This is a genomic window from Rhodococcus sp. 14-2483-1-1 (assembly GCF_002259335.1).
GTDB lineage: Bacteria > Actinomycetota > Actinomycetes > Mycobacteriales > Mycobacteriaceae > Rhodococcoides.
This window is the reverse complement of the sequence record NZ_NPFX01000014.1, coordinates 606,135-617,985: the sequence shown is the minus strand read 5'-3', so window position 1 is coordinate 617,985 and position 11,851 is coordinate 606,135. Positions and strand designations below refer to the sequence as shown.

General features: G+C 65.6%; 14 protein-coding genes. 4 read left to right on the top strand and 10 right to left on the bottom strand.

What is annotated here, in order from left to right:
* Positions 1 to 51 precede the first annotated feature (51 nt).
* The 4 genes from CH294_RS14255 to CH294_RS14240 all read right to left on the bottom strand — a co-directional run bounded on the left by CH294_RS14255 (position 52) and on the right by CH294_RS14240 (position 2,946).
* Positions 52 to 1,182 carry a glutamate--cysteine ligase gene (locus CH294_RS14255; RefSeq protein ID WP_230592342.1) on the bottom strand — a complete coding sequence of 377 codons (1,131 nt, stop codon included), beginning with the start codon at positions 1,180 to 1,182 and terminating at the stop codon, positions 52 to 54.
* A 1-nt stretch (position 1,183) separates the two neighbouring features.
* Entirely contained in the window at positions 1,184 to 1,900 is a 717-nt protein-coding gene (locus tag CH294_RS14250) for a superoxide dismutase family protein (RefSeq protein WP_037171999.1), read from the bottom strand.
* A 114-nt stretch (positions 1,901 to 2,014) separates the two neighbouring features.
* The gene (locus tag CH294_RS14245) at positions 2,015 to 2,548 is read right to left on the bottom strand and encodes a LytR C-terminal domain-containing protein (protein ID WP_242640212.1); all 534 of its coding nucleotides are present in this window, start codon (positions 2,546 to 2,548) and stop codon (positions 2,015 to 2,017) included.
* Positions 2,549 to 2,607: 59 nt separating this feature from the next.
* Positions 2,608 to 2,946: a DUF3263 domain-containing protein gene (locus tag CH294_RS14240; protein ID WP_032380761.1), complete on the bottom strand. Its 339-nt coding sequence runs from the start codon at positions 2,944 to 2,946 to the stop codon at positions 2,608 to 2,610.
* Positions 2,947 to 3,238: 292 nt separating this feature from the next.
* On the opposite strand from CH294_RS14240, the gene CH294_RS14235 reads away from it, so the two are divergent.
* Genes CH294_RS14235 through CH294_RS14225 form a run of 3 tightly spaced genes read left to right on the top strand, consistent with a single transcriptional unit; the run spans position 3,239 to position 5,661 of the window.
* The gene (locus CH294_RS14235) at positions 3,239 to 3,841 is read left to right on the top strand and encodes a peptide deformylase (RefSeq protein WP_094738297.1); all 603 of its coding nucleotides are present in this window, start codon (positions 3,239 to 3,241) and stop codon (positions 3,839 to 3,841) included.
* A gap of 49 nt (positions 3,842 to 3,890) precedes the next feature.
* Positions 3,891 to 4,808, top strand: a complete 918-nt coding sequence (locus CH294_RS14230; RefSeq protein WP_094738420.1) for a GNAT family N-acetyltransferase — start codon at positions 3,891 to 3,893, stop codon at positions 4,806 to 4,808.
* Positions 4,809 to 4,860: 52 nt separating this feature from the next.
* The gene (locus CH294_RS14225; protein ID WP_094738296.1) at positions 4,861 to 5,661 is read left to right on the top strand and encodes an exodeoxyribonuclease III; all 801 of its coding nucleotides are present in this window, start codon (positions 4,861 to 4,863) and stop codon (positions 5,659 to 5,661) included.
* Positions 5,662 to 5,718: 57 nt separating this feature from the next.
* Here the strand turns inward: CH294_RS14225 and CH294_RS14220 are convergent, their stop codons facing one another.
* Both CH294_RS14220 and CH294_RS14215 read right to left on the bottom strand, forming a co-directional pair.
* Positions 5,719 to 6,069, bottom strand: coding sequence for a GNAT family N-acetyltransferase (locus CH294_RS14220; protein WP_094738295.1), 351 nt, complete (start codon positions 6,067 to 6,069; stop codon positions 5,719 to 5,721).
* A gap of 115 nt (positions 6,070 to 6,184) precedes the next feature.
* Positions 6,185 to 6,511, bottom strand: coding sequence for a GNAT family N-acetyltransferase (locus tag CH294_RS14215; RefSeq protein WP_032380255.1), 327 nt, complete (start codon positions 6,509 to 6,511; stop codon positions 6,185 to 6,187).
* Between the two features lie 291 nt (positions 6,512 to 6,802).
* Here CH294_RS14215 and thiD point away from each other — a divergent pair, with 291 nt between their 5' ends.
* Complete coding sequence (gene thiD / locus CH294_RS14210) at positions 6,803 to 7,657, top strand: bifunctional hydroxymethylpyrimidine kinase/phosphomethylpyrimidine kinase (protein WP_032380254.1); 855 nt, start codon at positions 6,803 to 6,805, stop codon at positions 7,655 to 7,657.
* On the opposite strand, the gene CH294_RS14205 is transcribed toward thiD, so the two are convergent.
* Genes CH294_RS14205 through CH294_RS14190 form a run of 4 tightly spaced genes read right to left on the bottom strand, consistent with a single transcriptional unit; the run spans position 7,619 to position 11,701 of the window.
* Positions 7,619 to 8,440 (bottom strand): adenylate/guanylate cyclase domain-containing protein, encoded by an 822-nt coding sequence (locus tag CH294_RS14205; RefSeq protein WP_094738294.1) that lies wholly within the window; start codon positions 8,438 to 8,440, stop codon positions 7,619 to 7,621. The genes thiD and CH294_RS14205 overlap by 39 nt on opposite strands.
* A gap of 37 nt (positions 8,441 to 8,477) precedes the next feature.
* Positions 8,478 to 9,935 carry a M28 family peptidase gene (locus CH294_RS14200; RefSeq protein ID WP_094738293.1) on the bottom strand — a complete coding sequence of 486 codons (1,458 nt, stop codon included), beginning with the start codon at positions 9,933 to 9,935 and terminating at the stop codon, positions 8,478 to 8,480.
* Positions 9,936 to 9,968: 33 nt separating this feature from the next.
* Positions 9,969 to 10,739, bottom strand: coding sequence for an ABC transporter permease (locus CH294_RS14195; protein ID WP_037148846.1), 771 nt, complete (start codon positions 10,737 to 10,739; stop codon positions 9,969 to 9,971).
* Positions 10,739 to 11,701, bottom strand: a complete 963-nt coding sequence (locus CH294_RS14190; RefSeq protein ID WP_032401761.1) for an ABC transporter ATP-binding protein — start codon at positions 11,699 to 11,701, stop codon at positions 10,739 to 10,741. Before CH294_RS14190 ends, CH294_RS14195 begins: the two co-directional genes overlap by 1 nt.
* Between the last annotated feature and the right edge of the window lie 150 nt (positions 11,702 to 11,851).

Below are 11,851 nucleotides of genomic sequence, written 5' to 3'. Positions count from 1 at the left end.
GCACGCCGTTGATCGTAAACGGTGAGTGAACACAAAGTTAAATACAAACGGTCACGATTGGAGCTCGGTGACCAACGACTCCACGACGGCTCGCAGATCTCCGCCGGACTGCGCAGCCACCGCACGCTGGCGTTGGTACGACGCCCCGCGCCGGGGAATGTCGGCCACCGCGGCCAACTCGTCGACGCAGTTCAACCGCACGGCCGTCGGCGTCAACTTCTCGAGCAGGTCGTGCAAATCGTCGGTGACCAGGCGTTCGTTGCTGCTCGAGTCCAGGATGATCTCGGCATCGAGGCCGTACCGGGCCGCTCGCCACTTGTTCTCCTGCACGTGCCACGGCGGGATGGACGGCAGCGTCTCCCCCGCTTCGAGTCGCTCGTCGAGGTGGACGATAAGGCAGTGTGTCAACGCGACGAGGGCCGCCAACTCCCGCTTGCTCGACGCCCCGTCGCACACTCGAACCTCGATGGTTCCCCACTTCGGTGCCGGCCGGATGTCCCAGTGCATGCCGCCGAGTTGCTCGATGACGCCGGTCTTGAGCTGATCGCGAACGAATCCCTCGAACTGCGACCAGTCCTCGAACTGGAACGGCAGACCGGCTGTCGGAAGTTGCTGGAACATCAGCGCACGATTGCTGGCGTATCCGGTGTCGTTGCCGGCCCAGATCGGCGAGGAGGCGGACAACGCCAGCAGGTGCGGGTATTGCAAGAGCAGTGAGTTCAGAATGGGAAAGACCTTGTGGGGCGACGAGACTCCCACGTGCACGTGCACTCCCCAGATCAGCATCTGCCGACCCCACCACTGGGTGCGCGCGATCAGCTCGTCGTAGCTCGGCGAGCTGGTGAGCTGCTGAGTGGACCATTCGGCAAACGGATGCGTGCCCGCCGAGAACAGGTCTATTCCGAGTGGATCCGCGGCACGGCGCACCAGGTCCAACGAGCCGCCGAGGTCCTCCATGGCCTCCCCGACGTTCTCGCACACTCCGGTGACGAGCTCGACGGTGTTGCGCAGTAATTCCTTCGTCACCCGAGGGGTGTCCCCGGCGATATCGCGCACGCCGTCCATGACCGCTTCGGCGGAGTTGACCAGGTCTCGCGTGTTCTTGTCGACCAGTGCGATCTCCCACTCGACGCCGAGCGTCGGGCGAGGTGAACTCGCGAAGTCGATCCGGGGAGCGCTCAAACTACTGCAGTACCGCGCACGCAGCCCGAGCACCGGCGTCGCCGGTCATCAGGGTCGTCATGTCCGGCACCGCGGCACCGTCGGGAAGTGTGTACCGCGGCGGAATGTTCGCGAAGTTGTCGGCACCCTCGTGCACGATCACCGAGGTTCCCGCACCGCCGGCGCGCAGATCGTCGAGCGTGATCGTGTCGGTGGTGGTGACGAGTCGTCCGGTGCCGTCCTCGCCGACCTGGATGGACGTCAGATCGCCACTGGCCGGATGCTCGGTGCGGCCGTCGACCTGCAGGTGACCGCCCGCAGACAGGAACGCGCCCGGTTCCCCGCCGGTGGGTGCCACGGAGTTCGGCTCGCAGGCGGCCACGGTGTGAACGTGGAAGCCGTGGAATCCGGGAGTCATGTTCTCGACCTCGGCGGTGACGGTGAGCTTCTCACCCTCGGCCGCGAACGTCACTGTGCCCACCTCGGCACCGGAAGCGTTGCGGAGGGTGCCCTCGATGGTCTCCTCGGAGCCCGACCCGGACTCGGCCCGGCCGTCGCCTGCCGTAGCGGCCGCCGACGGATCGGACTCGCCGGTCCAGACCGGCGGAACTGTGCCGGGGGTATCGGACGCAACCTCGCCGTTGCTGCAGGCAGAGAGACCGAGCGCTGCGATCGCGAGGACCGGCACCGCGTAACGCAACGATCGGGTCGCAGCAGTGCGTCGCTTGAACATGTCCATCGGAAATCGCTCCTCTTTCAGGCAGTTTCGCCGGGCTCGAAAATAATAACGTGCCGCCCGATTCGACCGAACCGGGCACGTCGTCGATGTGGTGAACTCTCGGGTCTGGATAACCTATTGCGTCACGATGACGACGACGCCGACCGTGGATTCGAGCGAGGTCGGTTTGGGCTCGGCCGGAACACCGAGTTCCGTGGCGATCGACTGCGCAGCTTGTTCCTCACCTGCAGCAGTTCCGTAGTACACCGCCGTCTGGGCGAACTGGGCCTCGCTGAAGTTGCCCGTCTCGGCGACGTTCCACCCGCCGGCGGTCAACGTGCTCGCTGTGCCGGCCGCGAGACCGGAGACGTTGGAATTGTTGAGAACCCGCACTTCGACGTCGGCGGAGGTGCCCGAGGTGGTGGGGGCCGCGGAGCTGGTCGACGCGTCACCTGCCGGTACCTGCGCTGCGGGGGCCTGCGTGGTCGGTGCGACCGCAGCCGGCGCGCTCGTCGTCTCGGAAGCGGAGGGCTCGGCGGCCGCTTCGTCGGAATCGGAACCGGTGAGCGAGAGTGCACCGATCGCCGCGAACAGGATCGCGAGCGAAATCAACACCATGGCCAGAGCGCGGAGTGGTGGCCCGGTCTGTTCCGGGTTGGGGCTGCTCACGTACTCGACCCTAGCCGACCGTCGACGGCGACTCGGAACACGCCGATAGTCGGACCTGCTCAGACGTCGAAACCGAGCCGACGTGCCGCGCGAGCCTTCTGCCTGCTCGCCCGCAGGCGGCGCAGGCGCTTGACCAGCATCGGATCCGCGGCGAGCGACTCCGGCCGATCGACCAATGCGTTCAAAATCTGGTAGTAGCGGGTGGCCGACATGGAGAAGAGTTCCTTGATGGCCTCTTCCTTCGCACCGGCGTACTTCCACCACTGCCGCTCGAAGGACAGGATGTCGTGCTCTCGTCGACTCAGGCCGTCTGCACCGACTTCGTTCGGATCCTGCGAGCCGTCCGAACTTCCCGGTTGCTGAGCCTGGTTCGAGTCACGCGCTGCTGCGCCGTCCATCCCACTCCTCGACTTCTCGACTCCCTGGACCTGTGCGATCACCAACTCGTGAGACCACAGACCCTGGGGAAATCTGCTTCCCCCAGTACTGCCGGCACCCGTACGCGCACCGACCGAATTACACAGTTGTGTTTCGAGAATCATTCAACCATGCTCGACGCCCGAGGCACGGCTCCCGCGAGGTACCGGCGCGTGGCGTGTTCGATGAAGACCGGCAGCGCAAGAGACCACACGCACCACCCCCCTGGGTCATTCCGCAGGCTCCACTCCCGCACCACTATCCTTGTCGACCATGGCAATTCTTCCCATCCGGATCGTCGGCGATCCGGTGCTCCACACCGCAACCGCTCCCGTCACCGAGTCACCCGCCGAGCTGGCCGAGCTGATCGCCGACATGTACGAGACCCTGGCCGCCGCGAACGGCGTCGGTCTCGCGGCGAACCAGGTGGGCGTCGGCAAACGTCTGTTCATCTACGACTGCCCCGACCAAGGCACCGACGGCAAGGTCTTCCGGCGACGCGGGGAGGTCGTCAACCCCGTCCTCGAGACGTCCGAGATTCCCGAGACGATGCCCGATCCCGATGACGACGACGAGGGCTGCCTGTCGGTTCCCGGCGAGCAGCACCCCACCGGCCGCGCCGACTGGGCTCGGGTGACCGGCACCGACGCGAAGGGCGATCCTGTCGACATCGAGGGCCGAGGCTTCTTCGCTCGGATGCTCCAACACGAAGTGGGTCACCTCGACGGTTTCCTCTACACCGACGTACTCATCGGACGACACGCACGGGCGGCCAAGAAGGCCATCAAGCGCGCCGGCTGGGGCGTGCCGGGGCTGAGCTGGACGCCCGGCACCGTCGACGATCCGTTCGGGCACGACGACGAAGACGAAGACTGACCGACCCGATGATCGTCGACCAGTGAGCATTCCGGTGGGTACCCGGGTGATGCTCCGCTATCGGCTGCCGCCCGGGCACACCCATCCGATGACGGACGTGATCGGTGAGCTGGTGACGCTCGACGCCGATGCCGTCTCGGTCCGCGGCCGGGACGGATCGTTGGTGCAGGTTGCCGCCGAGCGCGTCGTAGCCTTGAAACCGTTGGGCCCGAAGCCGATTCGGACGTCGGAGATCAGGGCACTCGAAGCTGCCGCCGCCGACGGATGGCCGGGCGTCGAGCGAGAATGGATCGACGGTTGGCAGCTGCGCTTCGGTCACGGTTTCACCGGTCGCGCCAATTCGGCGGCACCGCTCGAGCCCGGGGCGTCGACGACGCCCGAGACGCTGGCGAGAATCTGCGATCGATACACCGCACGGGGATTGACGCCGACGCTGTCGCTACCCGATCGTCTCGGCACCGCTCCGGCCGGGTGGACGTCGTACAACGAGAGTGCCGTCATGGCGGCAGACATCTCGAATCTTGTTCTGCGCGAGGGCGACTCGGCCATCACCGTCACGGCGGAGCCGAACGCCGGCTGGTTGACGTCACTGCACTACCAGGGCCGTGCGGCACCTCGCGGCGCTGCAGAAGTGGCGTCGGCGATCCACGAGGGCACCCTCGGGTTCGGCATGCTCGGGGCCGGCGAAGTCGGATCAGGCACGATCGCAGTCGGGCGAGCGGCCGTCACCACCGCCCCGGACGGTCGTCGCTGGGTGGGGCTGACCTCGCTCTGGGTCTCCCCCGAGCATCGCCGCAACGGTCTGGGCACATTGATGTGCGGCGAATTGGTGCGGTGGGGACGCGAGCACGGTGCAACCCACGCGTACCTGCAGGTGGCCGTCGACAACACCGTTGCGCTCGCCCTGTACCGAGACCTGGGCTTCGTCGACCATCATCACTATCGCTACGCGCGACCGGATTCGTGATGACGCGATCGGATGAACACCCTGTCGGAGGGGTTCTATAGGGTTCCTTCCCGTGCGCTTGGCTACTTGGAACGTGAACTCCGTCCGCTCTCGTCAGGATCGAATCGTCGATTGGCTGGAGCGATCCGATGTCGATGTATTGGCAATGCAGGAAACCAAGTGCAAGGACGCACAGTTTCCGTACGAGCGTTTCACCGATATCGGGTACGAGGTGGCCCACGTCGGACTGAGTCAGTGGAACGGCGTCGCGATCGCGTCCAGGGTCGGTCTCGACGACGTCCAGATCGGGTTCGAGGATCAGCCCGGCTTCAGCAAGGATCCCGAGATCGATCCCGCGCAGGAAGCCCGCGCCATCGGAGCCACCTGCAACGGGGTCCGCGTCTGGAGCCTCTACGTGCCGAACGGCCGCGAGCTCGCCGACCCGCACTACACCTACAAACTCGAATGGCTCGCCGCACTGAAGGCCGACGCTCAGGCGTGGGTTGCGGCCGATCCGCAGGCCCAGATCGCGCTCGTGGGCGACTGGAACATCGCGCCCACCGACGACGACGTCTGGGATCCTGCACTGTTCGAGGGCAAGACCCACACCTCCCAGGCCGAGCGTGACGCCTTCGCCGCGTTCGCCGACGCCGGATTCACCGAGGTGACGCGGCAGTTCACCCCCGAGCCCAGAACGTATACCTACTGGGATTACACGCAGCTGCGGTTTCCGAAGAAGCAAGGCCTACGCATCGACATGGCGCTGACCTCGCCTGCACTGTCGGCCCGAGTGACCGGCGCGTCGATCGACCGCGAGGAACGCAAGGGCAAGGGAGCCAGCGATCACGCGCCGGTGATCGTCGAGATCGGCTGAGCAGGCCGGACCGAACTGCCGGCCACTGCTCGCGCGGCGATGCAGAGGGAGTGCTCTCTATTCGACGATCAGGTCCAGGAATTCCTCGTGCTGCGCCAGGTAGCGCCGGACGTACGTGCAAATCGGGACGATGCGCCACTGTCGATCGCGCGCGGTGTTGAGCGAAGCTCGCACCAGCACACCCGCCCAACCGCGATCGCCGTACTCCTCTTTGACGACCGTGTGCATCAGCGCGACGACGCAGCCGTCGCCCGCATCCCCGTCACCGAAGCGGTAGCCGAGGATGCCGACGAGCTCGTCGTCGACGAAGAGATCGAATCTGCTGTGATCGACGTCGTCCTCGATGCGGACGACGGGTCGCTCGACGGGTGCCGCCTGGATCGAGCGACGAGAGATGATGTGACTCATGTCACTTATGAGACCAGTGTTGCTCGTGTGACGCGAGGCGAGTGCCTCGATCGTCGCCGAGTCGAGTCCCGAATGTGACCAGCCCTACCGCGACCGGCAACGATCCCAGCAGCGGTCAGAGGGCGACGAGCATGTCGTTGTATTCCGGGTTCGCCGCGGCGAATCGCTGCACGTAGGTGCAGACCGGCCTGACCTTCCAACCGTAGGAACGTGCGCTGTCCAGCGCGCGCCGTACCAAGATTCCGGCCAAGCCCTGATGACCGAAGTCCTCGGTGACGACGGTGTGCATGAAGGACACGACGTGCGTGCGCGTTGCGCGCGTGCCGTTTCCCTCCACCTCGAAGAATCCGACGATCCCGACGAGATCGCCGTTCAATCGAAGCTCGAACCGGTTCTGATCTTTGTTGATCGAGACATCAGCGCTAGGAGAACTCGCAAGCATGGGACGCCTCCTTCGCTGTGTATGGGGTGGTGAACGAGTGAATCGAATGTGACGTGCACCACTATTAAACATGCGTGCGGTGGCTCTGTCACCTTTTCTACCAACAAACCTTCGGATGCGTAGGTTTGTCCGTCCATCCCGACTCGAATGCTGGTATCGGTCATAAGGTGCCCTGTTCGACGTTGTGATACAACAACATTCGAAGCCACGTCGCGTTTTCACCGAATATTCACAGGTTCGGATTCAGCCGCCGAGAAGGTCGTCTCCGCCCCGCCGGTACTGTCGTCTCTCGTGAAGTTCCTACCGCTCACGCCCAACGGCGAGACTCCCGTCCGCGCGCTGACGATCGCCGGAACCGACTCCGGCGGCGGGGCCGGAATCCAGGCGGACAGCCGCACGATGGCCATGTTGGGCGTCCATGCGTGCGTTGCCGTCGCCGCGGTGACGGTCCAGAACACCGTCGGCGTGACGGGCTTCCACGAGATCCCGCCCGAGATAGTCGCGGCCCAGGTTCGCTCGGTGGTCTCGGACATCGGCGTCGGCGCGGCGAAGACCGGGATGTTGGCGTCCACCGCCATCATCGAAGCGGTCACCGCCGTGTGCACCGAGGTGGGCATCGGCCGCGACCGGCCGGTACCCCTGGTCGTCGATCCGGTGTGCGCATCGATGCACGGCGATCCGCTACTGCACGCCGAAGCGCTCGACGCCATCCGCCACACCCTGTTTCCCATCGCCTCGCTGGTGACCCCCAACCTCGACGAGGTCCGGTTGATCACCGGCATCGAGGTGGTCGACGACGCGTCCGCGCATCGCGCCGCGGAAGCCCTGCACGGCTTGGGCGCGCAGTGGGCACTGGTCAAGGGCGGTCATCTGCGCACATCCACCCACAGCACAGACCTGCTGTTCGACGGCGACACGTTCCTCGAATTCACCAGTGACCGCATCGACACCGGCAACGATCACGGCGGCGGCGACACCCTCGCTGCCTCGATCGCGTCGGCACTGGCACACGGATACTCGATGCCCGACGCGGTGGCCTTCGGTAAGGAGTGGGTCACCCGTTGCCTGGCCGCGTCCTACGACCTGGGTGCGGGCCACGGCCCGGTGTCACCGCTGTGGCGACTGCACGAGTCGGAGGATGCGTAGGTCGTCGGGCGCGCCCTTGATCTTGGGAGCGAAGAAGCTGCGGCGATAGGGCTTGGCCACCACGTGTAGGGCGTCGAGCACCTCCGGCGGGACCGCCTCCAGGGCCGCGGCGGAGATCATGACGTTGCCGTTTCCGCCGGTCTGCATCACACGGGCGGCGACGGTGACGTCGACGCCGAGCCAGTCCGATCCCACCTGACGCGGGCTGCCGGTGTGGATACCGACTCGCATCGTCGGGGTGTATCCGTCGACATTCACGCCGCTGAGGGCATTTCTTGCTGCGAACACGGCCTCGACGGCTTTGTCCGCATCGGAGAACACGGCCATGATGCCGTCGCCCAGTCTTTTCACGACGTGACCGCCGCGGAACGCGACCTCGGGTTCGACGGCTTTCGAGACCTTGCGAAGCAAAGTCAGGGTGGCGGTGTCGCCCGCACGAAGCGACCACGACGAGAATCCGACGAGGTCGGTGAAGACGATCGTGACGTCCGATTCGCCGCGGCCGCGGCCCGCCCGCTCGAGAATTGCCTGCCACACCTGCAGGGCACCGAGGCCGACTTCCCGGGATGCACCCGGTTCGTCGTCGAGTCCGTTGGCGGCCAGAAACCGATCCGCAACGCGGGCGACGGCCAATGCTCGTCCCGGTCCGTCGATGGACAGCGGGTCGCCGAACGTGGGGTCACCGGGTAGTGCTCGCCGCACACGTCGAACCGCCCCGACCACCGTGGGCGCTCGATTGGTGGTGCGGACCCACTCCACCACCGAGGAGACGACTGCGTTCACAGCATCGAGCGTAACCCACGGTTACACATACTTAGCCTCACCCTTCGGCGCGTGCGGCCTCGCGCGCAGCACCGACCGGAACTCCGTTGGGACCCTCCACCGACTGCGCGTAGACGCCGATTCCGTAGGCGACGGCGGCACCGTTCTTCGCCAGTGCGGCGCGGTCGACGTTCGCCAGGGTGTCCTGATCGGTGTGGTAATTCTCGTCGAAGGTCTGATCGGCAGTGCCGCCCCACTTTGCAGCCTGCTCGGCCGTCTTGTTCTCGTCCGCGCCGCTGAACACACCGCCCGCCGGAATACCGACCTCGATGAACGGGCCGTAGTCGGATCGACCGTCGAAGTCGGTGCCGTCCGCGGCGACACCGTCGGCGGCCAGCCGCTCGACGAACGTGCGCTCGATGGCGTCGGATCCGGCCGGTCCCGCGGGCTCACCGACCCTGTCGGAGTCGTCGCCGTCGTACGCGAGGTAGCCGGCGTTGTGCGAGCCGATCATGTCGAAGTTCAAGTACAGGGCGATGTTTCGCTTGTCGTCGTCGGACAGGCCCTCGACGTACTTGGTGGAACCGACGAGCCCGTCTTCCTCGGCACCCCAGAACGCGAAGCGGACCGCGTTGGTCACCTCGGGCGCACTACCCATCTGCAGGGCCGTCTCGAGCACTGCCGATGTGCCGGTGCCGTTGTCGTTGATGCCGGGGCCTTCGGGCACGCTGTCGAGGTGAGCACCCGCCACCACAACGTTCTCGGTCGAGCCGGTGGTGGTCTGGGCGATGATGTTGCGGCTCGTGGTCGTGTCGGTCGTCGTGACGAGGGTCAACGTGACCTCGGGTGCCGCGAGGACCGCTGCGCCGTCCTCCTGGCTGACGCCGCCGGTCGGAATCTTTGCGGTCTCGGGATCGCCGAGTGTCCCCGAATCCAGCGGTCCCGGTTCGTTGTTGACGATGATCGTGGCTGCCGCACCCAGTTCGGCGGCGACGGTCTGCTTCGCACCGAACGGGCACACGCCGCGCGGCACGACGGCGACGGCACCGGCGAGATCGAGGCCCGCGTAATCCGCTGCCTCGCATCCGTCTGCACCGGCGGGAGACCCGACGACGCGCGCGGTGATGCCCTCTGCAGGCGTGGTCGGTGAATAGCTGAGCGCGAACACCGGAATCTCGGTGCCCGCGAGCGACAGGATCTGAGTCTGCGCCTCGAAGGTCTCGAACTCGAACTCCGGAGTGGTGACCTCGAAACCGGCCGATTCGAGTTGCGAGACAACGTAATCGACACTCGCGTCGTATCCGGCGGTACCGGCGGCACGGTTTCCGTCGTGCGCGGCGGCGATCGTTTCCAATTCCTGGAGGTGCCCGACGAGGGCGTCCTCGGTGACCGCGGCCGACAGCCCCGGCCCGTCGGGTGTCGCGAAAACTCTGGCCGGTTCCTCGTCCGAGGTGGACGAGCAACCGGCCAGAATCAACACAGTGACGGCGCTACCTGCAAGCAAGGAAATCCGCATAGCGGACACCCTACCCAGACAAATCGCAGGGTGTCAGGCGTCCCGACGATTGACCACGAACACTGCTGCGCCGAAGATCACCGCAGTGAAGACGACGAAGTAAATCAGACTGCCGACCGGACCCCAATGGAAGTCGACGCCCGCCGAGCCGCCCAAGAAATGGTCGGCGTTCTTGAAGGGCAGGAACGGCTGAATCTTTTCGCCGACCTTCGGGATGACTCCGACGAGGCTCTCGATCAGCAACGGCCACAACAGTAGGACGGCGATGGCACCGGCGGACTGCCGGATGAGCGCACCCACCGCGACAGCGAGAACGATCTGTACGAACGCCAGGACGGCAGTGCCGTAGATGACTCGCCACGTGCCGTCGACGTCGAAGCTCAGGAGCGCGCCCGCTTCTTCACCCGCGATCGATTTCGCCAGGAAGAATGCACCGAACGCCAGGATCAACGACAGCACCGCGCCGTACACGCCGACGATCAGCGCCTTGGCACCGAGCACCGAGGCCCGGTTGGTGACCGCCTGAAATGTCGTCCGGATCAGGCCGAAGCGGTATTCGCTGGTGACGGTGAGGGCCGCCAGGATCATCAGCACCATGATCCCCAGCCCGCCTACACCGCTGCCGACGACGTCGTACGCAGTGGTCGGCGGTAGCCCCTCCGGAGCATCCGGGCCGATGGCCGTCTTTGCGGCCCAACCGAGGATGGCTCCGAACCCGAGGCCGAACACCACCACGATCGCGCTGCACCACCACGGCGATTTGGTCGAGGTGAACTTGATTCTTTCTGCTGCCAAGACGCCCATCAGAGTGACCCGCCCATCGCTTGCTGAGTGTTCTGGTCTTCGGCACCCGCGCCGTGGTATTGCACTGTGTCTCCGGTGAGTTTCATGAAAGCTTCCTCGAGCGAGCCTCGCTGAGAGGCCAACTCGTGCAGGGTGATTCCGGCGCGTCCGGCGATATCGCCGATCGTGTCGGTCGTGGAGTTCAGCACCACTAGCGAGGGCTGAAGCTCATCGGTCTTGTCCGGCTCGCGCACGGTGAGACCGGCCGTGGTCAGGGCCTGTCGGAGCCCGTCGAGCTGTGGGCTGCGCACGCGCACCGACGCCTCGGAGGCGTGGTCGATGAATTCCTGCACCGAGGAATCCGAGATCAGCTTGCCGCGTCCGATGACGATGAGGTGCTCTGCAGTCTGGGCCATCTCCGAGAGCAGGTGGCTCGAGACGAGCACCGTACGACCCTCGGCTGCCAAGCGCTGCATGAACTTTCGGATCCAGACGATGCCCTCGGGGTCGAGGCCGTTGACCGGCTCGTCGAACAGCAACACCTTGGGATCGCCCAGCAGAGCGCCGGCGAGACCGAGCCGCTGCGACATGCCGAGTGAGAAGCCGCCCGCATTCTTCTTCGCGACCTCGGACAGTCCCACCAGACGCAGCACCTCTTCGACGCGCGACTTGGGGATGCCGTTGGACGCGGCCATCCACTCGAGGTGAGCACGTGCCGAACGGTTGGGGTGCACCCACTTGGCGTCGAGCAGAGCACCGACGGTACGCAGTGGCTGCTTCAGATGGCTGTAGCTCTTGCCCTCGATGGTCGCCGAGCCCGAGGTGGGTCGGTCGAGCCCGAGGATCATCCGCATGGTGGTCGACTTGCCAGCGCCGTTGGGGCCGAGGAAGCCGGTCACGATGCCGGGTTTGATGGTGAAGGTGAGGTTGTCGACCGCCGTCACCGCGCCGTATTGCTTGGTCAATCCTGTCACTTCGATCATGGGGTCAACCTTCCCCGATCGAACGCGTCCGCACATCGACCTACAGTCGCCGATTGCATCATCCTTTCGGATGACACACACCCTGAGACAGTCGGTCACATGGGCGGCACGCGGCCAACCAGGCGCAGCCGCAAACGCGCGCGCGTTTGC

Bases quoted from the DNA above. Each gene is read 5' to 3' on its own strand.
- CH294_RS14250 (WP_037171999.1), bottom strand. From the start codon at position 1,900: ATGGACATGTTCAAGCGACGCACTGCTGCGACCCGATCGTTGCGTTAC.
- CH294_RS14240 (WP_032380761.1), bottom strand. From the start codon at position 2,946: ATGGACGGCGCAGCAGCGCGTGACTCGAACCAGGCTCAGCAACCGGGA.
- CH294_RS14235 (WP_094738297.1), top strand. From the start codon at position 3,239: ATGGCAATTCTTCCCATCCGGATCGTCGGCGATCCGGTGCTCCACACC.
- CH294_RS14230 (WP_094738420.1), top strand. From the start codon at position 3,891: ATGCTCCGCTATCGGCTGCCGCCCGGGCACACCCATCCGATGACGGAC.
- CH294_RS14220 (WP_094738295.1), bottom strand. From the start codon at position 6,069: ATGAGTCACATCATCTCTCGTCGCTCGATCCAGGCGGCACCCGTCGAG.
- CH294_RS14215 (WP_032380255.1), bottom strand. From the start codon at position 6,511: ATGCTTGCGAGTTCTCCTAGCGCTGATGTCTCGATCAACAAAGATCAG.
- CH294_RS14200 (WP_094738293.1), bottom strand. From the start codon at position 9,935: ATGCGGATTTCCTTGCTTGCAGGTAGCGCCGTCACTGTGTTGATTCTG.
- CH294_RS14195 (WP_037148846.1), bottom strand. From the start codon at position 10,739: ATGGGCGTCTTGGCAGCAGAAAGAATCAAGTTCACCTCGACCAAATCG.
- CH294_RS14190 (WP_032401761.1), bottom strand. From the start codon at position 11,701: ATGATCGAAGTGACAGGATTGACCAAGCAATACGGCGCGGTGACGGCG.